The following is a 19,154-nucleotide window of genomic DNA, read 5'->3' as shown; positions in this document are numbered from 1 at the left end:
CGCGCTCTTGCCCGCGAGACGGCGCGGCTTCCCCGCTGCGCCCTTCCCCCGCTTTCCAAACGCGGCCGCGCGCCGCGTTCTTGCCCCATATCAATTTTGATTCATCTAAAAATATGCTCATTCGTATTTTTTAGTAAATTATAATTTCATTATTTACATTGAGCTGGATATGGAATTACTGATAGGCACGATAATCACGCTGCTGGTGGGCCGGGCTATCTTCAAAGGCTACTCCGCCACCGGCGTGCTGATGCTGGGCGGGCTGGCCCTGCTGATCGCCACCGCCTTGCAAGGCTTGCCGGTGCTGCCCAAGAACGTGGCCGCCACCGGCCACGCGGCCACCGACATCGCCGAGTTCGTCAAATCGCTGCTCAGCAGCCGCGCCGCGGACCTGGGCCTGATGGTGATGGCGCTGTGCGGCTTCGCCGGCTACATGACCCACATCGGCGCCAACGACATGGTGGTCAAACTGGCCTCCAAGCCGCTCAGCCGCATCAAATCGCCGTATGTGCTGATGGTGGCGGCTTATTTCGTCGCCTGTCTGCTGTCGCTGGCGGTGTCCTCCGCCACCGGCCTGGGCGTGCTGCTGATGGCCACGCTGTTCCCGCTGATGGTGAATATGGGCATCAGCCGCGGCGCGGCGGCGGCCATCTGCGCGTCGCCGGCGGCGCTGATCCTGTCGCCCACCTCCGGCGACGTGGTGATCGCCGCCCAGGCCTCGGGCATGCCGCTGATCGACTTCGCCTTCAAGACCACGCTGCCCATCTCGCTGCTGGCCATCGCCGGCATCGGCTGCGCCCACTTCTTCTGGCAGCGCTACCTGGACCGCAAGGAAAACCTGCCGCTGACGCGCCAGGACGTGCACGAGATCGTCACCGACGCGCCGGCCTTGTACTGCCTGCTGCCCTTCACCCCGATCGCCGGCGTGCTGGTGTTCAACGGCAAGCTGGCGCCGGAACTGCACATCGTCACCGTGCTGATCCTGTGCATCGCGCTGGCCGCGGTGGTGGAATTCCTGCGCCATCGCCGCGCCGCGCCGGTGTTCGCCGGCCTGGAAGTGGCCTACAAGGGCATGGGCGACGCCTTCAGCAGCGTGGTGATGCTGATCGTGGCCGCCGGCGTGTTCGCCCACGGCCTGTCCGCGCTGGGCTTCATCAACCAGCTGATCGGCCTGGCGCAGTCCTTCGGCTCCGGCGCCATGGTGCTGATGCTGGTGCTGGTGGCGATCACCACGCTGGCGGCGCTGACCACCGGTTCCGGCAACGCGCCCTTCTACGCCTTCGTGGAGCTGATCCCCAAGCTGGCGGCCGAAGCCGGCATCAACCCGGCCTTCCTCGCCATCCCCATGCTGCAGGCGTCCAACCTGGGCCGCACCGTGTCGCCGGTGTCCGGCGTGGTGGTGGCCTGCGCCGGCATGGGCCAGGTGTCGCCGTTCGAGATCGTCAAGCGCACCTCGGTGCCGGTGATCGTCGGCCTGGTGATTGTGGTGCTGGGCACGCTGGCGCTGGTGCCGGCCTGAGAACCCGTTCGATATCTGCCGCGCGTCGGCGGAATGGATGGAAACGCCGCTAAACCCGGCTTCCACCGAAGAGAAAACGGCCGCCCTCCGGCGGCCGTTTCTCATGGCTAGGGGAAGCGCTCACTGCTGCGCCGGGGTGTTCTCGGCGAAGTATTCGTGGTTGTCGGCGTTGTTCAAAGCCTGGGCGGGATTGGTTTTCGCCAGGTTCTTGGCGCCGGCCTGACCATAAACGTGGTCGTCGGTGCCCGCCACCACGGTGAAGTGGGACAGCTCATGCACCAGGGTGCCGCCCTTGGAGTCGGTGCCGCTGGTCGGCGCGTTCCAGAAAGCGCCGCACAGATAGATCTTGTACGGCTGCGCCGGGTAGACGTAGGCGTAGGTGCCGGCCTGGGTGCAACCGCAATCGATGCTGATCGGCTTGGTGTCCAGCGCGTCCTTGATGCTGACGTAGTGGGATTTGGCGGTGTTCCAGTTGGCCAGCGCGTACTTGCCGAACCAAGTGGTGTAGCGCGGAGTGCCGGACGGCGAGCCGGACAGATAGCTGACCGAATCGTTGGTCATATTGATGGCCGCGCTGACGCCGCCGTTGGTCTGGCTTTGCTGGGTCACCGAGCAATTGGCCGCGTAAGTGACGCTGGAAGCGGCGGCCTTGCGGCTGAGGATGGACCATTCGCGCTGCGCGTCCAAAGACTGCTTCAACAGCTTGCTGCTGCGGCCGGCCACCGACACGCTGGCGGTGTTGGAGCTCAGCACCTCGTCGGCGGCGACGGCGGCGTCCGCGCCGGAGGCGATCTTGGCGTTCAGCTGCGGCGCGGCGCGGTTCAGCACGCGGGAGCTGGCCGCCTGGAAGCGCACGTCGAAACGGCCGCTCTTCGACATATCGTAGTAGTCGGACACCTTGACCTTGACGCTCAGCGAAGCCCCCGGCGCCAGCGCCACGGTGTCCTTGATGGTGGGCACCGCGCGCTTGTAGCGCGGCCCCAGATAGCTGACCGGCTTGCCGTCGCGGCTGACCTCGAAAATCTGTTCCTGCAAATCCTGACCCGGCACATACCACTTGTAGATGTGCAGCGTCTCCTTGCCGGTATTGCGGTAATTCAGCACCACCTCGACGTCCTGATCCGCCGCCACCGCGGCCTGCTGCTTGGCCACGCTCACTTGCAGATCATGCGCCTGGGCGAAACCGCCCCCCAAAGCCATCACCAACAACGGAATCGGCAACAATTTTTTCATTGATCTTCTCCTGGTGGAAACACCGGCCAGTCCCGCCGCGCTTGTGGCCCGGCAAGGCTGTCCCAGCCCTTCCAACCCCTTTGTCATCACGTGTTTATTAAAATGGATCGCAAACATATTTCGAATGCGAAAGTCATTAATTACATGACGAAGACATGATTTCAATCAAGAAAAGCGCCCTTGCCGACACGAAATCGGCGGCTGTCTGTTTTTTGGCACGCTTCATCAAACAGCCTGTTCTAGGTTAAAGTGTCGGGTTGCCCTGCTTGGTGAGACCGATCCAGGCAGGCGACATGCCGGCAGGCCCGCGCCGCGCCCGGCTCCGCATCCACAACCTTCGACTGTTTATCGAATGGCGAACACAATGAATCAGACTCCTGAAAAGGCTCTGGTCGTCCTTTCCGGCGGCCAGGACTCCACCACCTGCCTGTATTGGGCCTTGCAAACCTTCGGCCGCGGCAATGTCGAGGCGGTGACCTTCGACTACGGCCAGCGCCACCGCGTGGAGCTGGACTGCGCGCGCAAGATCGCCCAACTGGCGGGCGTGCGCCAGACGGTGCTGCCCATCGACACCTTCGCCGCCATCGGCGGCAACGCGCTGACCGACGCCGACATCGCGCCGGAAGACGGCGCCCGCGACGACGACGCGCTGCCCAACACCTTCGTGCCGGGCCGCAACCTGATCTTCCTGACCTTCGCCGCCGCGCTGGCCTACACCCGCGGCGCGCGCCACCTGGTCGCCGGCGTCGCCCAGACCGACTATTCCGGCTACCCCGACTGCCGCGAAAACACCCTCAAGGCGCTGGAAGTGGCGCTGCGGCTGGGCATGGACAGCCGGGTGGAGCTGCACGCGCCGCTGATGTATTTGTCTAAGGCGGAAACCGTGGCTTTGGCACAACAAGTTGGCGCCATGGACGCATTATCCTGGAGCCACACCTGTTATAACGGACAGGTGCCGCCTTGCGGCCATTGCGCGTCCTGCGAGTTGCGCGCCAAGGGTTTCGCCGAAGCCGGCGTGCCCGACCCGCTGATCGTCCGCTGCCAAACCCGCCGGGAGGACTGAGATGCACAGCTCCAACCTGATCGCCGGCGCCCGCTTCGAAGCCGCCCGGCAGGTGAGCGGCGCGTCCGATCTCACCGCCCGCCCCCACGGCCACAGCTTCCGCGTCATCGCCCGCGCCGACGCCCAATATCCCGGCCACGAGCGGCTGCAAACGGCGCTGGACGCCGCCGTCGCGCCGCTGGACTACGCCGACCTGAGCCGGCAACTGGCCCAATGCGACGACCTGGCGCTGGCCGCCCACCTCGCCGCCGCCCTGCCCTGCCCGGCGGCGCTGAGCCTGCAAAGCTCGCCGCAGCGCGGCGTGACCCTGGATGGCGAGCTCGCCCTCAACTGGATACAGGTGCAGTTCGAAGCCGCCCATCAACTGCCCCATGTGCCGGCTGGCCACAAATGCGGCCGTCTGCACGGCCACGGTTTCGGCGTGCGCCTGGCCGCCGACGCCAGACTCAGCGGCCACCCTGAGCTGGAAGCCGCCTGGCGGCCGCTGTTCCTCGCGCTCAACCACCGCTACCTCAACGACATCGCCGGCCTGGACAACCCCACCAGCGAAGTGCTGGCGCAGTGGCTGCACCAGAAGCTGGCCGACGCGCTGCCGGGCCTGGCCTGGGTGGAAGTGCGCGAAACCCATAGCGCCGGCAGCCAGTTCGACGGCCGGCGCTTCCGCATCTGGAAGGAGCAGCGCTTCGAAAGCGCCCGGCCCTTCGACGATCAGGGCGGCTACACCGGCCACAGCTATCTGGTGCGGCTGATGCTCAGCGGCGAACTGGATCAGGCCATGGGCTGGCTGCTGGACTTCGGCGACGTCAAGGACCGCTTCAAGCCCATCTACCGCCAGCTGGACCACAATCCGCTGGACCAGCTCAGCGGCGTGCGCGGCGGCGACAGCGCCTCGGTGGCGGAATGGGTGCACGCCCACCTGTCCCCGCTGGTGCCGGAACTGGCGCGCATCGATCTGATGGAGCAGGAACAGCGCGGCGTGTCGCTGATGTTCCGCGACGATATGCGCTGGCCGCTGTTGTGAGCCGCCGGAACATCGCCCCCGCCTCCCCCGCCATTTACTTAGAGAACGCGCTGTGACGACTTACACGGTCAAGGAAATCTTCTACACGCTGCAGGGCGAGGGCCGCCAGGCCGGCCGCGCCGCGGTGTTCTGCCGCTTCGCCGGCTGCAATCTGTGGTCCGGCCGCGAGGAGGACCGCGCCAAGGCGGTCTGCCAGTTCTGCGACACCGACTTCGTCGGCGTCGGTCCGGACGGCGGCAAATTCAAGAGCGCGGCGGCGCTGGCCGAGCGCATCGCCGCCGAATGGCCAGCCGGCGCCGGCGGCACGCCCTATGTGGTGTGCACCGGCGGCGAGCCGCTGCTGCAGCTGGACGCCGAGTTGATCGCCGCGCTGCACCGGCTCGGTTTCGAAGTGGCGGTGGAAACCAACGGCACCGTGGCCGCGCCGCCGGGGCTGGACTGGATCTGCGTCAGCCCCAAGGCCGGAGCGGAGCTGCTGCTGCGCAGCGGCGACGAGCTGAAGCTGGTCTATCCGCAGGCGACGCAGCTGCCGGAAACCGTCGAGCAGCTGGACTTCGACACTTTCTATCTGCAACCGATGGACGGCCCGGACCTTGCCGCCAACACCCGCGCCGCCATCGCCTACTGCATGGCGCATCCGCGCTGGCGGCTGTCGGTGCAGACACATAAAGTTACCAATATCCGCTGAACTTGCCGGGCCCCGCGGGGCCCAATCCTTATCCGCCCCCTCGCTCCCCCTTCTTCCCTCCCCAAAAAAAATCGCATCTCGCCGTAATGAGGCCGCCTTGCCGCCGACTCATGGGCAGCAAGGACTGTCGAGCACATCCGGCGCCGCAATCAAAAAAATCGCGGCTACAGTGTAAGAAGCCGGAAACCGCCGCGACTCAATGGATGTCCGGCCCGGCAAACTTTCGCAATGCGGAAGTCCGGCAGACTGGCTCGTTTATAATCCCCCTCATCATGATTCGGCCACCGGCCGTTAAACAGGAGAAACACCATGAGCACCAGCAAAACCCTGATCGCCTCCGCCCTCGGCGCCGTCGTAGCCCTCGGCGCGCTGGCCTCCGCTCCGGCAGCCGCCGCCGACAAAGAGAAGTGCTACGGCATCGCCCAGGCCGGCAAGAACGACTGCGCGTCCGCCACCGGCGCCCATTCCTGCGCCGGCCAGGCCAAGATGGACAAGGACCCGGGCGACTGGAAATACGTGGCCAAGGGCAGCTGCGAGAAAATGGGCGGCAGCACCGCGCCCAAGAAGTAAGCCGGACCCGGCCGGAGCGCGGCCGTCGCCGTCGCGCTCCGGCTGAAGTCTGAACGAAATCTGAAAGAACGAATTTCAAATCCATGTAGTCTCAGCGGGGTTCGCCAAACCGCCCGTCCGAGGGCGGTCGCACATCCCACAGGAGACTGATATGAACGCCACTCGCAAACTGCTTGCCACCGCCGTCGGCGCCGCCATCGCGCTGGGCGTGGCCGCCTCGGCCCAGGCCGAAGACGCGCCGCAGCCCAAGGAAAAATGCTATGGCGCCACCCCGGCCGGCAAGAACGACTGCGCGTCCGCCGACGGCGCCCATTACTGCGCCGGCGAGGCCAAGGTGGACAACGATCCCAACGAGTGGCACTACGTGCCCAAGGGCACTTGCGAGAAACTGGGCGGCCGCACCGCGCCGCCGCCCAAACAATCCTGATCGCGCCGCCGGGCAGCCCGGCCGGGCGACCCGAGGTGAATGACGATGGAAACCAAGCTTCCCGCGGTCTGCGGCATCGGCCTGCGCGCCCCGCATTACCGCGAAGCGCTGGACAGCCGCCCGGACCTGGGCTGGGTGGAAGTGCACAGCGAGAACTTCTTCGACGGCGGCATGCCCTGGAGCATGCTGCAGGAAGTGGCCGCCTGTTGGCCGCTGTCCCTGCACGGCGTCGGCCTGGGCCTGGGCTCGGCCGCGCGCCCGGACCCGGCCCATCTGGCCTCGCTCAAGCGGCTGGTGGACGCGCTGCAGCCGGCGGCGGTGTCGGAGCACCTGTCCTTCAACCATTCCGAGCGCCGCTTCGTCAACGATCTGCTGCCCATCCCCTACACCCGCGAATCGCTGGCGGTGATCGCCGGCCACGTCGCGGAGACCCAGGACGCGCTGGGCCGCCCCATCCTGCTGGAAAACCTGTCCAGCTATCTGGAGTTTCCCGGCAACGAGATGCACGAGGGCGAGTTCCTGGCCGAACTGGCGCGCCGCACCGGCTGCGGCATCCTGCTGGACATCAATAATCTCTACGTCAACCGCGTCAATCTGGGCGTGGACACCGACGCGGTGCTGGACGCGCTGCCGGCGGCGGCGATAGGCGAAATCCACCTGGCCGGCTATAGCGAACGCGAAGGCATGCTGGTGGACACCCACAGCCAGCCGGTGCACGACGGCGTCTGGCAGTTGTACCGCGAGGCCATCGCCCGGCTGGGCCCGCGCCCCACGCTGATCGAATGGGACCTGGAGATTCCGCCGCTGGCCACCCTGCGCGGCGAGGCCGCCAAGGCCCAAGCCATTCTGGAGGCCGCGCATGAACTGGTCTGATTGGCAGGCGGAGCTGCTGGAGCAGATCGCCGACCCGGCGCGCGCGGCGGCGGCGCTGGACCCGGCCGGACTCGCGGTCTACCGCAACAACTACCGGGTGGGCTTGATCGACACCCTGGCCTTCATCTATCCGGTCTGCCGCCAACTGGTGGGCGAAGACTTCTTCACCGGCCTGGCTCGCGTCTTCATCGGCGGCCATCCGTCGCAAAGCGGCAATCTGCACCTGTACGGCGCCGGCTTCGGCGACTTCGTCGCCGGCTTCGAACACGCGCGCGAACTGCCCTATCTGGCCGACGTCGCGCGGCTGGAATGGCGGGTCCACCGCGCCTACTACGCCGCCGATGCCGCGCCCGCCGACAGCGCGGCGCTGGCCGCCTTCCCGCAAGCGCGCTGGGGCGAACTCAGGCTGCGGCCGCTGCCCGATGTCGCCGCCCTGCTCAGCCCCTGGCCGGCGGCGTCGATCTGGCTGGCCCACCAGCGCCAGCCGGTGGAGCTGAACGTGGACCTGCACCGGCAGCCGGAGGCGATGCTGGTCCGCCGCCTCCAGGGCCGGGTTGAGGTCGACATCGTCGGCGCCGGCCTGGCCGCGCTGCTGCGGGCCTTCCTCGACGGCGCGACGCTGGAAGCCGCGGTGGAACAGGCCTTGGCCGCCGAAGCGGGCTTCGACCTGCAGGCCGGCCTGCTGCGGCTGTTCCAGCAGAGGCTGATCCAGAACATCAAACTTTAAGCCCTTATTAAACCCTGACCTCAAAAACACGACTCACGATCTCGCGAGCTAAAGCGAGACAAGGCGAAAACCGCTGAGAAAGCGGAATGTACATACGGTACATGAGCATTTCGAAGCGGATTTCAACACCGTATCGCTGACGCGCAGCAGATCGTGCTCGGGCCCGCGCGCGCCCGGCGGGGATCCGTACGCCCTCGATTTGCCATCCGTCGCCGCTGAACCATACTCAACACACAGGAGACACCCGCCATGAACCCCTTGACCTGCTCTCGCTTCACCGCGCCCTACCGCTGGCTGATCCGCGGCGGCGACCTGCTGCAGCCGCTGCTCTTGCTGCTGTTCCGGCTGTGGATCGCCAATGTGTTCTTCAAGTCCGGCCTGACCAAGATAGACGACTGGGACACCACCCTCCTGCTGTTCACCGAGGAATACCACGTGCCGCTGCTGCCGCCCGCCGTCGCCGCGGCCCTGGCCGCCGCCGGCGAACTGGGCCTGTCCGCGCTGCTGGCGCTGGGCCTGGGCGGGCGCTTCGCCGCCGCCGGCCTGTTCATCCTCAACGCGGTGGCGGTGATCAGCTATCCGGGCCTGACCGAGGCCACCCGCGAATTCCATTACTACTGGGGCATGCTGATCGCCGTGGTGCTCGCCTTCGGCCCCGGCCTGCTGTCCGTGGACGCGCTGCTGCGGCGCTGGGCCCGGCGCTGCGCGGCAAGGGACTGAGCCGGCCGCCGACGCGGCGTGGCATAATGCCGGTTCCGACACGCATTGACCCGCCACGCCATGAGCCTCGCCTACACCCTGGTGATCCAAGCCGACGCGCTGGACCCGCACCATCTGCATGAACTGGCCCACCTCGTCGAGGCCACCCATATGGACCATCCCAGCCCCAGCGTGGCGCGGCTGCGCGGCGCGGCGCCAACGCAACGGACCGCGGCGCTGGCGCTGTGCGAGCAATGGGGCTACGACGGCGCCTATGTCGAAGCCGGCCGCAGCTTCGCCGATTTCGGCCTGCTGGTGTCGGACATGGACTCCACGCTGATCACCATCGAGTGCATAGACGAAATCGCCGACATGAACGGCCTCAAGCCGCAGGTGGCGGCCATCACCGAGCGCTCGATGCGCGGCGAGCTGGATTTCGCCGCCTCGCTGGCCGAGCGGGTGGCGCTGCTGCGCGGCTTGCCGGAAAGCGCGCTGGAACAGGTCTATCGTGAGAGAGTCAGGCTGATGCCGGGCGCCGAGGCGCTGCTGGCCGCCTGCAAGCGCCACGGCGTCAAGTTCATGCTGGTGTCCGGCGGCTTCACTTTCTTCACCGAAAGGCTGAAAGCCGAGCTGGGCCTGGACTTCGCCTACGCCAATCAGCTGGAGATCGAAAACGGCGCCTTGACCGGCCGGGTGCGCGGCCCCATCGTCGACGCCGCCGCCAAGAAGCGCTTGCTGATCCAGCAACGCGAGGCGCTGGGACTGAAGCCGGAACAAGTGCTGGCGATGGGCGACGGCGCCAACGATTTGCAGATGCTGGCCGAGGCCGGCGTCGGCGTCGCCGTGCACGCCAAGCCGGTGGTGCGCGCCCAGGCCGACATCGCCGTCAACCACGGCGGCCTGGACCGCATCCTGAACCTGTATCACTGAACGGCCACACCGCGGGAGCCGACCGATGAGCTTATTTCCCGAACTGGGCAGCGCCAGCTTCGACGCCGAACTGCCGTTCTCGGTCCAGCCCCTGCCGGGCGGGATCTGTCCGGCGCGCCAGGAGCGCGAAACCCGGCTGGCGCTGCGGGTGCTGGCCGCGCCCACCGAAACCCTGGCCGAAGCCGACCCGATGCTGGTCAGGCTGGAGGCCAAGCTGGACCTGGCGCTGGAGGTGTCGCTGCTGTCGCGCCATCCGGAGCGCCCGCCGCTGACGCCGTGCCGGCTGGGCCTGGATTGCATCGCCTGGATTTCGGACCACGCCAACCACGGCAGCGAACCGGTGCTGGTGGCCTTGTGCCCCAATCCCGATTCCGCGCTGCTGCTCTTCCTCGCCGCCCGCATCACCACGGTGACGCCGGGCGAAAACGGCAATTACCTGATCTGCGCCGACATCGGCTGCGCCTTCGACGACGCCACCCGCCAGCTGTGGGAGAAATGGGTGTTCCGCCGCCACCGCAAGGCGATACTGGAACGCTAAGAGCGTGTTCATCATCTTTCCGAGTGATGGCTCCAAGCCATGGAATCCGCTGCGCGGATAATGACTTTCATTGCCGGGGCTGCCCGGCGAGCAGGGAGGGGATATTTGCTTGGCCAAATATCCCCTCCACCCCTAAAGGCCACCCTGCAAGCCAGGCCTACGGCTTCCCGCCGGTTCCCGCCAGGTCCGAGGCGCGGCTGAACTCGCAGCGCGCTACCGTCGCGCTGCTCGAACAGGCAGCCGCTTAAGACCTCGGACCTGCCACCCGACGGCTGGCCTGAAGGGACCCAGGGCGCGTCGGATACGCAGCTTCCTGTGCGCAAAACCATGTTTCAAAGCACAGACAAAAGATCGTAAACAGGTTCTTAGCCCTGACGCGGAAAGGCGATCAAATGATCCAGCTCCAGCCGGATGCCTATCGCCTCGCCCACCGCGTGGTCGTGATGGCTGGGCACCTGGGCCAGCACCCGCTGGCCGGACGGCAGCGCCAGCGTGTAATGGAACTCCGCGCCGCGGAACACCTTGGCGCAGACCAGCGCCCGCGTCGGGCTGGCGTCGTCGTGCTGCACATCGTCGGGCCGCACCAGCACGTCCACCTCGTCCCCGGTCTCGAACTGCAGGGGCACGATGCCGCAGAATTCGCCTATCTCCAGCGCCACGCAGCGCGGCCCGGTCACCTTGCCGGCCAGGAACACGCCCTGGCCGATGAAGTCGGCGATATAGCGAGTGGCCGGCTCGTGATAAAGCCGGTACGGCGTGTCCCACTGCAATAGCCGGCCCTGCTGCATCACCCCGACGCGGTCGGCGATAGCGAAGGCCTCGTGCTGATCGTGGGTCACCATGATGGCGGTGGCGCCCTGGCTTTTCAGGATCTCGCGCACCTCGCGCGACAGGCGCTCGCGCAAATCCACGTCCAGATTGGAAAACGGCTCGTCCAGCAACAACAGGCTGGGCTTGGGCGCCAGCGCGCGCGCCAGCGCCACTCGCTGCTGCTGGCCGCCGGACAACTCGTGCGGATAACGCCGCGCCCACTCCGCCAGCCCCACCACCTCCAGCATCTCGGCCACCCGCGCCGCGCGCTGGCCCTTGGGCAGGGCGTCCAGGCCGAAGCCGACGTTGCCGGCCACGGTCAGGTGCGGAAACAGCGCGTAGTCCTGGAACACCATGCCGATGCGGCGCTGGTGCGCCGGCGTCTGCTCGCGAATGGAGCTGATCACCTGGCCGTTGAGCCGGATCTCGCCGCCCAGCAGACTCTCGAAACCGGCGATGCAGCGCAACACCGTGGTCTTGCCGCAGCCGGAGCTGCCCAACAGGCAGGCGATCTCGCCCGCCTGCAACTCGAAACTCATATTGTCGACCACGCGGGTCTCGCCGTACTTCTGGCTGACCAGGTCGAACTCCAGCAAAGCTTGCATATCCATCCGCTTCATCTCAGGCCGCATCCTTCTGCCGCGACAACACCCATACCGGCAGCAGGCCGGCCAGCACGATGGCCACCGCCGGCAAGGCCGCGCGCTCCCATTCGCCCTCGGTGGTCAAATTGAAAATCCTCACCGCCAGCGTGTCCCAACCGTATGGCCGGGTCATCAGCGTGATCGGCATTTCCTTCATCACGTCGACGAACACCATCAGCGCCGCGGTGAACAAGCCGCCGCGCAGCAGCGGCAGATGCAGCCGCGCCAGCAGCCGCAGGCCGCTATAGCCCATATTGCGCGCCGCCTCCTCCTGGCTGCGGCTGATGCGGTGCATGGCCGCGTCCACCGCGGAGTGGCCCACCGCCAGGAAGCGCGCCACATAGGCCAGCATCAGCACCAGCAAAGTGCCCTTGATCACCGCGCTGGCGTCCGGCGCCAGCCAGGGCCGCAGCCAGTCCAGCAACAGATTGTCGAACCAGGCCACCGGCACGAACACCCCCACCGCCAGCACCGTGCCCGGCACCGCGTAGCCCAGCGTCGCCAGCCGGCTCCACAGCCGGGTCCAGCGCGTCGGATCGCGCCGCGTCGCGTAGCTGAGCAGCAAGGCGGTCAAGGCCACCAGCACGGCGGCCAGCGAGGCCAGCAGCAGCGAGTTGGCCACATGGCCGAGGAAATCCGCGTCCAGGTCCTCGGCCAGGTGCGCGCCGGCCCAGACCAGCAGCTGGCCGAAGGGCAGCGCGAAGGCCAGGATCAGCACCAGCGAGCAGGCGGCGGCGGCCAGCCAGCCGGCCGCTCCGCCCAGCCGCAAGCGCGGCTGCGGCGCCGCCTTGCCGGCCTGGGTATAAGCGCGGCGGCCGCGCGAGCGCTGTTCCAGCCACAGCAGCAGCAGCACCATCAACACCAGCAAGGACGCCAGCTGCTTGGCCGCCGGCAAGGAGAACAGGCTGAACCAGGCCTTGTAGATGGCCGAGGTGAAGGCGTCGAAATTGAAAATGGCCACGGTGCCGAAATCCGCCAGCGTCTCCATCAGCGCCAGCATCAGGCCGCCGGCGATCCACGGCCGCGCCATCGGCAAGGCCACGCGGCGGAAGCCCTGCCAGCGCGACAGGCCCAGCGACTGCCCCACTTCCAGCGCGCGCCGGCCCATGGTGGCGAAGGCGTTGCGCGCCAGCAGATAGACATAGGGATAGAAGGCCAGCGACATCACCAGGATCACGCCCGGCGTGGAACGGATATTGGGCACCCAGGACGAATCGCCGAAACGCTCGCGCAGCCAGGTCTGCACCGGCCCGGTGAAGTCGAACAGGCCCAGTTGCGAAAACGCCAGCACATAGGCCGGCATCGCCAGCGGCAGCATCAGCGCCCAGTGGAAGAAGCGGCGGCCGGGAAAGTCGTGCACCGCGGTCAGCCAGGCCAGCGGCACGCCCAGCAGCAGCACGCCGGCGCCGACGCCCAGCGTCAGATACGCGGTGTTGAGCAACAGCTCCGGCAGCGTGTAATCGTACAGATGCCGCCACACCTCCCAGTCCGGCGCCAGCAGCGACCACAAAATCACCAGCAAGGGCGCGACGGTGAGCAGGCTGACGCCAAAGGCCAGGCCGCGCCAGGGCGACAGAGAACGGATCATCGGCGGAGAAACCATGTCAAAAACGCGGGGAAACAAGCAAAGACAGCCTGCCGGGGCTTTGGTGCCCGACAGGCTGTAAAAAAATGCGGGCCGTCGCCGGCCCGTCGCGGTTTATTTGTAACCGACGCGGTCCATCAGCTTCACCGCCTCCGCCTGGCGCGAACCGGCGTTGGCCACATTGATGTAGCTGTGCTTGAAATCGCCCCAGGCGGCCACGCGCGCGTCAGGCTTGACCTTGGGGTTGACCGGGAATTCCATGTTCACGTCGGCGAACATATTCTGCGCCTTGGCGCTGGACAGCCATTCCAGGAACTTCAGCGCGCCCTTCTCGTTCTTGGCGTGCTTGACCACGCCGGCGCCGGAAATGTTCACATGGGTGCCCTTGCCCGCCTGATCCGCCCAGAAAATGCCCACCGGCAGGTTCGGCGATTTTTCCATCAGCCGGCCGTAGTAATAGGTGTTGGCGATGCCCACCTCGCACTGGCCGGCGGCGATGGCCTCCAGCATCTTGGTGTCGTCCGGGAATTCGCGGGTGGCCAGATTATCCACCCAGCCCTTGACCACTTTCTCGGTCTTCACCGGGCCCAGATCGGACAACATCATCGCCACCAGCGACTGGTTGTAGACCTTCTTGGAGGTGCGCAGACACAGCTTGCCCTTCCACTTGGGATCGGCCAGGTCGGCGTAGCTGGACAGCTGGCCCGGCTTCACTTTCTGGGTGTTGTAGAAAATGGTGCGCGCGCGGATGGACAGGCCGTACCACTCATTGCCCGGGTCGCGCAGATAGGACGGGATGTTGGCGTCCAGCAACGGCGACTTCACCGGCTTGAACAGGCCCATCTTGGCCGCCTGCCACAGATTGCCGGCGTCCACGGTCAGCAGCAGATCGGCCGGGCTGTTGCTGCCTTCGGCGCGCAGGCGCTCCATCAGCGGACCTTCCTTGTCCGACACCAGCTTGATGTTGACGCCGGTTTCCTTCTTGTAAACCTCGATGATGGGCTTGAGCAGTTGCTCGGCGCGCGCGCTGTAAACCACTACGTCTTCCGCCATGGCGTGGCCGGCGAAACCCGCCAGGACGGCGGCAAGCATCAGGTGCGTTTTCAAGGTGTGTCCCCTGTTGGGTGAGCGATCAGAATCGGAGTCTCAATCTAAGAACCTGTTTACGATCTGCTGCGCTGCGTGGAGCGTTACACGGTGAGTACGGCGTCGAAATGCTCATGTACCGTGTGTACATTCCGCTTTCTCAGCCGTTTTCGCCTTGTCTCGCTCTTGCTCGCGAGATCGTAAACGGACTCTAACAAAAATGAGAATGCTTATCAATCTAGTAAACACTCGTATATTTGTTTTAATCGGAACAAATAAAACGACCCGCCGCGGCGGGTCGTTTTACGGCATCCAGACGCGATCCGCCCTGGCCTCACACATCCTCGGAATCGCCCCAGCCGCTGCGGTCGCCGACATTGAACACCTTGTCGTCCGGGGCCACGTCGCCGGCGCCCAGCGTCGGCGCCGCCGCCAGCCGCGCGTAGATGGGCGCGAAGTCCGGCGCGGTGGCGTCGAACAGCTGCTGGAAGCTGTCGATGACGAAATAGGTTTTCTGGAAGGTGTCGATGCGGTAGCGGGTGCGCATGATGCGCTCCAGATCGAAACCGACGTGGTTGGGGCTGGCGCTGTCCAGGCAGTACACCGACTCGCCCTTGCTGGACACGATGCCGGCGCCGTAGATGCGCATGCCCTTGGGGGTGTTGATCAGGCCGAACTCCACCGTGTACCAGTACAGACGCGCCAGCATCGGCAAGGCGCCCAGCGCCTTGGCCTTCATGCCGCCCTTGCCGTAAGCCTCCAGGTAGTCGGCGAACACCGGATTGATCAGCAGCGGCACGTGGCCGAACAAATCATGGAACACGTCCGGCTCTTGCAGATAGTCCAGCTGATGCGGCTCGCGCAGCCACCAGGTGACTGGGAAGCGGCGGTTGGCCAGGTGTTCGAAGAACACGTCGTCCGGAATCAGGCCCGGCACCGCCACGATTTTCCAGCCGGTGGCGGCCATCAGCTGTTCGTTCAGCTTGGCGAAGTCCGGCACCCGGTCCGCGTCCACGCCCAGGCGCTCCAGGCCTTCCAGGAACTCGTCGCAGGCGCGGCCCGGCAGCATCTCGCTCTGGCGGCGATACAGCGTGGCCCAGGTGGCGTGGTCGGCGGCGGTGTAGCGTTCCAGCGGCTGCGGCAGGGTGAAGTCCGCGCTGTCGTGGCTGAGTCCGACATTCTTGCGGGTGGTGATGTCGGGCACGACGAAATCGGCTCGGTCGTTCATGGCGGTGGGTCCGGATATTTAGATGGATAACTCTAGTTTAGGCCCGTAGCCATGCGGGAAGACCGCAAAATTTGCCTGTCAGCGATTTTTTTTGCACACTTGCCGCATATAAACCCATCCGAATGCTCATCATGCGCAAAATTGAATTGGACCGCTTCGATTACCAGATTCTGGACGCGCTGCAGCACGACGCCCGCAGCACCCATCAGAAGTTGGCGCAGCAAGTGGCCTTGTCCGCGTCGCAGATCGGCCGCCGCATCCAGCGCATGGAGGACGTCGGCGTGATCCAGGGCTATCAGGTGGCGCTGAAGCCGGAACAGGTGGGACTGTCGGTGATGGCTTTCGCCCACGTCAGCCTGGAGCGCCACAGCGAAAGCGCCTTGCAGGAATTCGCCCAGGCCATCAACGAGCTGCCGGAGGTGCTGGAATGCTACGCCGCCGCCGGCGAGGCGGACTATCTGCTGCGCATCGTGGTGCCGGACCTGCCCTCGCTGTCCACCTTCGTGATGAACCGGCTGATGCGGCTGTCCCTGGTGCGCAGCGTCAAATCCACCATCGCCTTGAACGCGATCAAACAGACGATGAAACTGCCGCTGTCCTCGGTGCCGGAATGAAAAACGGCGGGGAATCCCCCGCCGTTTTTGACTTCAGCCCCCTCAGCGCTTGAGCTTGGCGAAGGCCGCCGCCATCGCGGTATCGCCGGCCGGCTGCTGGCCGCGCTGGCGGTCGCCGCCGCGCCGGTCCTGGCCGCGCGGGCCGTCGTTGCGCGGGCCGCGGCTGTTGCCGGCGCCCGGCGCGTCGTCCAGCCGCATGGTCAGCGCGATGCGCTTGCGCGCCGCGTCCACTTCCATCACCTTGACCTTGACCACGTCGCCGGCCTTGACCACCTTGCGCGGGTCGTCGACGAATTTATTGGACAGCGCCGAGATGTGGACCAGGCCGTCCTGATGCACGCCGATGTCGACGAAGGCGCCGAAGTTGGCGACATTGGTGACCACGCCCTCCAGCACCATGCCCGGCTGCAAGTCCTTGATGTCCTCGACCCCGTCCTGGAAGGTGGCGGTCTTGAACTCCGGACGCGGGTCGCGGCCCGGCTTGTCCAGCTCGCGCAGGATGTCCATCACCGTGGGCAGGCCGAAGCGCTCGTCGGTGTAATCCACCGCCTTCACCGTTTTCAGGAAGCCGGAATCGCCCAGCAGCGACTTCATCTCGCGGCCGCTCTTGAGCACGATCTGCTCCACCACCGGATAGGCTTCCGGGTGCACGGCGGAGCCGTCCAGCGGATGGTCGCCGTCGCGGATGCGCAGGAAGCCGGCAGCCTGTTCGAAGGTCTTGTCGCCCAGCCGCGGCACTTTCAGCAATTGCTTGCGGTTGCGGAAGGCGCCGTTCTGATCGCGGTAGGACACGATATTGGCCGCCAGCGTGGCGTTGAGGCCGGAGATGCGGGTCAGCAGCGGCGCCGAGGCGGTGTTGACGTCGACGCCGACGGCGTTGACGCAATCCTCCACCACCGCGTCCAGCGCGCGCGCCAGCTGGCTTTGGTTGACGTCGTGCTGGTACTGGCCGACGCCGATGGACTTGGGATCGATCTTCACCAACTCGGCCAGCGGGTCCTGCAGACGGCGGGCGATGGACACCGCGCCGCGCAGCGACACGTCCAGCTCCGGGAATTCCCGCGCCGCCAGTTCCGAGGCCGAGTACACCGAGGCGCCGGCTTCGGACACCACGATCTTGGTCATGCCCAGTTGCGGATAGGCGCGGATCAGCTCCTGCGCCAGCTTGTCGGTTTCGCGGCTGGCGGTGCCGTTGCCGATGGCGATCAGATCGACATGGTGGCGCGCGCACAAGGCGCCCAGCACCGCCAGCGAACGGTCCCAGTCGCGGCGCGGCTCGTGCGGATAAATGGTGGCGGTGTCCAGCAGCTTGCCGGTGCCGTCCACCACCGCCACCTTGCAGCCGGTGCGCAGGCCCGGGTCCAGGCCCAGGGTGGCGCGCTGGCCGGCCGGGGCCGCCAGCAGCAGGTCGTGCAGATTGTCGGCGAACACCTTGATCGCCTCGGCGTCGGCGGCGTCCTTGAGCCGCGACACCAGCTCCAGCTCCAGCGACAGGAAGATCTTGGCGCGCCAGCACAGGCGCACGCCGTCCAGCAGCCATTTGTCGGCCGGGCGGCCGGCGTCGCGCACGTCGAAGCGCGCGGCGATCAGCTGCTCGTAGGCGGAGCGTTCGGTGATCGGGGTTTCGTCCGGCTGATACTTCAGCGTCAGGCTGAGCACGCCCTCGTTGCGGCCGCGCAACAGCGCCAGCGCGCGGTGCGAGGGCGTGGAGCGGATGGCTTCGCGGTGTTCGAAATAATCGGAGAACTTGGCGCCCTCGCTCTCCTTGCCGGCCACCACCTGGCCGGCCAGCTCGCCCTCGTTCCACAGCTTTTCGCGCAACTGGCCCAAGAGTTCGGCGTCTTCGGCGAAGCGCTCGATCAGGATGGCGCGCGCGCCGTCCAGCGCCGCCTTGGCGTCGGCCACGCCGGCCTCGGCGTCGACATAGGCCGCGGCGGCGGCGTTGGGGTCCTGGCTAGGATCGGACAGCAGGCTGTCGGCCAGCGGCTCCAGCCCGGCTTCGCGCGCGATCTGCGCCTTGGTCCGGCGCTTGGGCTTGTAGGGGAGGTAGAGGTCTTCAAGCGTGGTCTTGTTGTCGGCGGCGTAGAGCGCGGCCTCCAGTTCCGGACTCAGCTTGCCTTGCTCGGCAATGCTGCCGAGGATGCTGACGCGGCGCTCGTCCAGCTCGCGCAGATAGACCAGGCGCTCGGCCAGGGTGCGCAATTGGGTGTCGTCCAGACCGCCGGTGGCTTCCTTGCGGTAGCGGGCGATGAAGGGAACGGTGGCGCCGCCGTCTATCAGGTCGATGGTGGCGGCCACTTGCGCCTCGCGGACGGAGAGTTCGGCCGCCAGGCGGCTGGAAATGCTTTTCAACATCGGTTTTTATTCTTTCGAGTTGAACAAAAACCGCTACTGTACCGCCATCGCCGACAAAATCAACCGGGACGCCGCATTGGGCGTCCCGGAGGGCACGGCGCAACGGCGGTGCAGGAGGGCAAGCTAGGTACCCGCCGCCACCGGGCTTTCCAGCCAGGCCTGGGCCTCTTCGGCGGTGTCGAAATACTGGGTGCGGGTATTGGACAGCAGGCCGGCGATGTGTGCCGCCAGCTTGATCCAGACGTCGCTGACCACCAGCGCCACGCGGCCGACGTGGTTTTCGTGGGCGCGCATGAATTTGACCTCTTCCACCGCCATGTCCAGCGTGAAGTCCTTCAACTCGGTCAGGTCCAGCAGCAGGTCGGGCTTGGCGCATTCGGACTGGCGCTTGAGCAAGGCCTCCTCCAGCAGTTTGAAGTCCGCCAGCGTGAATTCGTTGTACAGGGCCACGTCCAGGCCATAGTGTTGTTCGCGTATCGAGATCATGCCCTTCTCCATTTAACGGCGGTTTGCTTCATTGTAAATCCAGCCTGTCCGGCGCCGG

19 protein-coding genes are annotated in these 19,154 nt (G+C 66.2%); 12 read left to right on the top strand and 7 right to left on the bottom strand.

The genetic code is table 11. The features are described from left to right. The first annotated feature begins 169 nt into the window (after positions 1 to 169). Positions 170 to 1,519, top strand: coding sequence for an anaerobic C4-dicarboxylate transporter DcuC (gene dcuC / locus JW897_RS20780; RefSeq protein WP_048415730.1), 1,350 nt, complete (start codon positions 170 to 172; stop codon positions 1,517 to 1,519). A 120-nt stretch (positions 1,520 to 1,639) separates the two neighbouring features. Here dcuC and JW897_RS20775 read toward each other — a convergent pair whose 3' ends face one another. Next, entirely contained in the window at positions 1,640 to 2,752 is a 1,113-nt protein-coding gene (locus JW897_RS20775) for a M35 family metalloendopeptidase (protein ID WP_205467475.1), read from the bottom strand. A gap of 364 nt (positions 2,753 to 3,116) precedes the next feature. On the opposite strand from JW897_RS20775, the gene queC reads away from it, so the two are divergent. From queC to JW897_RS20725, 10 genes are all read left to right on the top strand, one after another. Beyond that, complete coding sequence (queC, locus tag JW897_RS20770) at positions 3,117 to 3,815, top strand: 7-cyano-7-deazaguanine synthase QueC (RefSeq protein ID WP_048415729.1); 699 nt, start codon at positions 3,117 to 3,119, stop codon at positions 3,813 to 3,815. A 1-nt stretch (position 3,816) separates the two neighbouring features. Then, positions 3,817 to 4,836 (top strand): 6-carboxytetrahydropterin synthase, encoded by a 1,020-nt coding sequence (locus JW897_RS24720; protein WP_205467474.1) that lies wholly within the window; start codon positions 3,817 to 3,819, stop codon positions 4,834 to 4,836. Between the two features lie 52 nt (positions 4,837 to 4,888). After that, positions 4,889 to 5,524 (top strand): 7-carboxy-7-deazaguanine synthase, encoded by a 636-nt coding sequence (gene queE / locus JW897_RS20760; protein WP_205467473.1) that lies wholly within the window; start codon positions 4,889 to 4,891, stop codon positions 5,522 to 5,524. Positions 5,525 to 5,833: 309 nt separating this feature from the next. Then, on the top strand, positions 5,834 to 6,094 hold the full coding sequence (locus JW897_RS20755) for a BufA1 family periplasmic bufferin-type metallophore (RefSeq protein ID WP_043590359.1): 261 nt from the start codon (positions 5,834 to 5,836) through the stop codon (positions 6,092 to 6,094). Between the two features lie 151 nt (positions 6,095 to 6,245). Continuing rightward, positions 6,246 to 6,521: a BufA1 family periplasmic bufferin-type metallophore gene (locus tag JW897_RS20750; protein ID WP_048415726.1), complete on the top strand. Its 276-nt coding sequence runs from the start codon at positions 6,246 to 6,248 to the stop codon at positions 6,519 to 6,521. A 45-nt stretch (positions 6,522 to 6,566) separates the two neighbouring features. Next, positions 6,567 to 7,394: an MNIO family bufferin maturase gene (gene bufB, locus JW897_RS20745; protein ID WP_240352313.1), complete on the top strand. Its 828-nt coding sequence runs from the start codon at positions 6,567 to 6,569 to the stop codon at positions 7,392 to 7,394. Continuing rightward, positions 7,381 to 8,121: an HvfC/BufC N-terminal domain-containing protein gene (locus JW897_RS20740; protein WP_205467471.1), complete on the top strand. Its 741-nt coding sequence runs from the start codon at positions 7,381 to 7,383 to the stop codon at positions 8,119 to 8,121. The genes bufB and JW897_RS20740 overlap by 14 nt, the downstream gene beginning before the upstream one ends. Before the next feature lie 249 nt (positions 8,122 to 8,370). Beyond that, on the top strand, positions 8,371 to 8,841 hold the full coding sequence (locus JW897_RS20735) for a DoxX family membrane protein (protein WP_205467470.1): 471 nt from the start codon (positions 8,371 to 8,373) through the stop codon (positions 8,839 to 8,841). Between the two features lie 60 nt (positions 8,842 to 8,901). Beyond that, positions 8,902 to 9,750 carry a phosphoserine phosphatase SerB gene (serB, locus tag JW897_RS20730; RefSeq protein ID WP_205467469.1) on the top strand — a complete coding sequence of 283 codons (849 nt, stop codon included), beginning with the start codon at positions 8,902 to 8,904 and terminating at the stop codon, positions 9,748 to 9,750. 25 nt (positions 9,751 to 9,775) lie between these two features. Then, entirely contained in the window at positions 9,776 to 10,288 is a 513-nt protein-coding gene (locus JW897_RS20725) for a hypothetical protein (protein ID WP_048415723.1), read from the top strand. 365 nt (positions 10,289 to 10,653) lie between these two features. On the opposite strand, the gene JW897_RS20720 is transcribed toward JW897_RS20725, so the two are convergent. From JW897_RS20720 to phhA, 4 genes are all read right to left on the bottom strand, one after another. Next, positions 10,654 to 11,718, bottom strand: a complete 1,065-nt coding sequence (locus tag JW897_RS20720; protein ID WP_231589333.1) for an ABC transporter ATP-binding protein — start codon at positions 11,716 to 11,718, stop codon at positions 10,654 to 10,656. Position 11,719: 1 nt separating this feature from the next. Beyond that, entirely contained in the window at positions 11,720 to 13,330 is a 1,611-nt protein-coding gene (locus tag JW897_RS20715) for an ABC transporter permease (protein ID WP_205467468.1), read from the bottom strand. 111 nt (positions 13,331 to 13,441) lie between these two features. After that, on the bottom strand, positions 13,442 to 14,434 hold the full coding sequence (locus JW897_RS20710; protein ID WP_048415721.1) for an extracellular solute-binding protein: 993 nt from the start codon (positions 14,432 to 14,434) through the stop codon (positions 13,442 to 13,444). A gap of 313 nt (positions 14,435 to 14,747) precedes the next feature. After that, positions 14,748 to 15,641 (bottom strand): phenylalanine 4-monooxygenase, encoded by an 894-nt coding sequence (gene phhA / locus JW897_RS20705; protein WP_205467467.1) that lies wholly within the window; start codon positions 15,639 to 15,641, stop codon positions 14,748 to 14,750. A gap of 131 nt (positions 15,642 to 15,772) precedes the next feature. On the opposite strand from phhA, the gene JW897_RS20700 reads away from it, so the two are divergent. Continuing rightward, entirely contained in the window at positions 15,773 to 16,255 is a 483-nt protein-coding gene (locus JW897_RS20700) for an Lrp/AsnC family transcriptional regulator (RefSeq protein WP_231589332.1), read from the top strand. A gap of 42 nt (positions 16,256 to 16,297) precedes the next feature. Here JW897_RS20700 and JW897_RS20695 read toward each other — a convergent pair whose 3' ends face one another. After that, positions 16,298 to 18,610 carry a Tex family protein gene (locus JW897_RS20695; protein WP_205467466.1) on the bottom strand — a complete coding sequence of 771 codons (2,313 nt, stop codon included), beginning with the start codon at positions 18,608 to 18,610 and terminating at the stop codon, positions 16,298 to 16,300. Positions 18,611 to 18,733: 123 nt separating this feature from the next. Beyond that, positions 18,734 to 19,096, bottom strand: a complete 363-nt coding sequence (locus JW897_RS20690; RefSeq protein WP_048415463.1) for a SpoIIAA family protein — start codon at positions 19,094 to 19,096, stop codon at positions 18,734 to 18,736. Positions 19,097 to 19,154: the final 58 nt, after the last annotated feature.

It is taken from the genome of Chromobacterium alkanivorans (genome assembly GCF_016937655.1).
In the GTDB taxonomy this organism is placed as follows: domain Bacteria; phylum Pseudomonadota; class Gammaproteobacteria; order Burkholderiales; family Chromobacteriaceae; genus Chromobacterium; species Chromobacterium alkanivorans.
Note: the sequence above shows the minus strand (reverse complement) of the source record. Positions and strands in the feature narration are given on the sequence as shown.

Excerpts from the sequence above, each read along its gene's own strand:
- dcuC (WP_048415730.1), top strand. The coding sequence starts at position 170 with ATGGAATTACTGATAGGCACGATAATCACGCTGCTGGTGGGCCGGGCT.
- JW897_RS20775 (WP_205467475.1), bottom strand. The coding sequence starts at position 2,752 with ATGAAAAAATTGTTGCCGATTCCGTTGTTGGTGATGGCTTTGGGGGGC.
- queC (WP_048415729.1), top strand. The coding sequence starts at position 3,117 with ATGAATCAGACTCCTGAAAAGGCTCTGGTCGTCCTTTCCGGCGGCCAG.
- JW897_RS24720 (WP_205467474.1), top strand. The coding sequence starts at position 3,817 with ATGCACAGCTCCAACCTGATCGCCGGCGCCCGCTTCGAAGCCGCCCGG.
- JW897_RS20755 (WP_043590359.1), top strand. The coding sequence starts at position 5,834 with ATGAGCACCAGCAAAACCCTGATCGCCTCCGCCCTCGGCGCCGTCGTA.
- JW897_RS20750 (WP_048415726.1), top strand. The coding sequence starts at position 6,246 with ATGAACGCCACTCGCAAACTGCTTGCCACCGCCGTCGGCGCCGCCATC.
- bufB (WP_240352313.1), top strand. The coding sequence starts at position 6,567 with ATGGAAACCAAGCTTCCCGCGGTCTGCGGCATCGGCCTGCGCGCCCCG.
- JW897_RS20740 (WP_205467471.1), top strand. The coding sequence starts at position 7,381 with ATGAACTGGTCTGATTGGCAGGCGGAGCTGCTGGAGCAGATCGCCGAC.
- JW897_RS20735 (WP_205467470.1), top strand. The coding sequence starts at position 8,371 with ATGAACCCCTTGACCTGCTCTCGCTTCACCGCGCCCTACCGCTGGCTG.
- serB (WP_205467469.1), top strand. The coding sequence starts at position 8,902 with ATGAGCCTCGCCTACACCCTGGTGATCCAAGCCGACGCGCTGGACCCG.
- JW897_RS20725 (WP_048415723.1), top strand. The coding sequence starts at position 9,776 with ATGAGCTTATTTCCCGAACTGGGCAGCGCCAGCTTCGACGCCGAACTG.
- JW897_RS20720 (WP_231589333.1), bottom strand. The coding sequence starts at position 11,718 with ATGAAGCGGATGGATATGCAAGCTTTGCTGGAGTTCGACCTGGTCAGC.
- JW897_RS20715 (WP_205467468.1), bottom strand. The coding sequence starts at position 13,330 with ATGATCCGTTCTCTGTCGCCCTGGCGCGGCCTGGCCTTTGGCGTCAGC.
- phhA (WP_205467467.1), bottom strand. The coding sequence starts at position 15,641 with ATGAACGACCGAGCCGATTTCGTCGTGCCCGACATCACCACCCGCAAG.
- JW897_RS20700 (WP_231589332.1), top strand. The coding sequence starts at position 15,773 with ATGCGCAAAATTGAATTGGACCGCTTCGATTACCAGATTCTGGACGCG.
- JW897_RS20695 (WP_205467466.1), bottom strand. The coding sequence starts at position 18,610 with ATGTTGAAAAGCATTTCCAGCCGCCTGGCGGCCGAACTCTCCGTCCGC.
- JW897_RS20690 (WP_048415463.1), bottom strand. The coding sequence starts at position 19,096 with ATGATCTCGATACGCGAACAACACTATGGCCTGGACGTGGCCCTGTAC.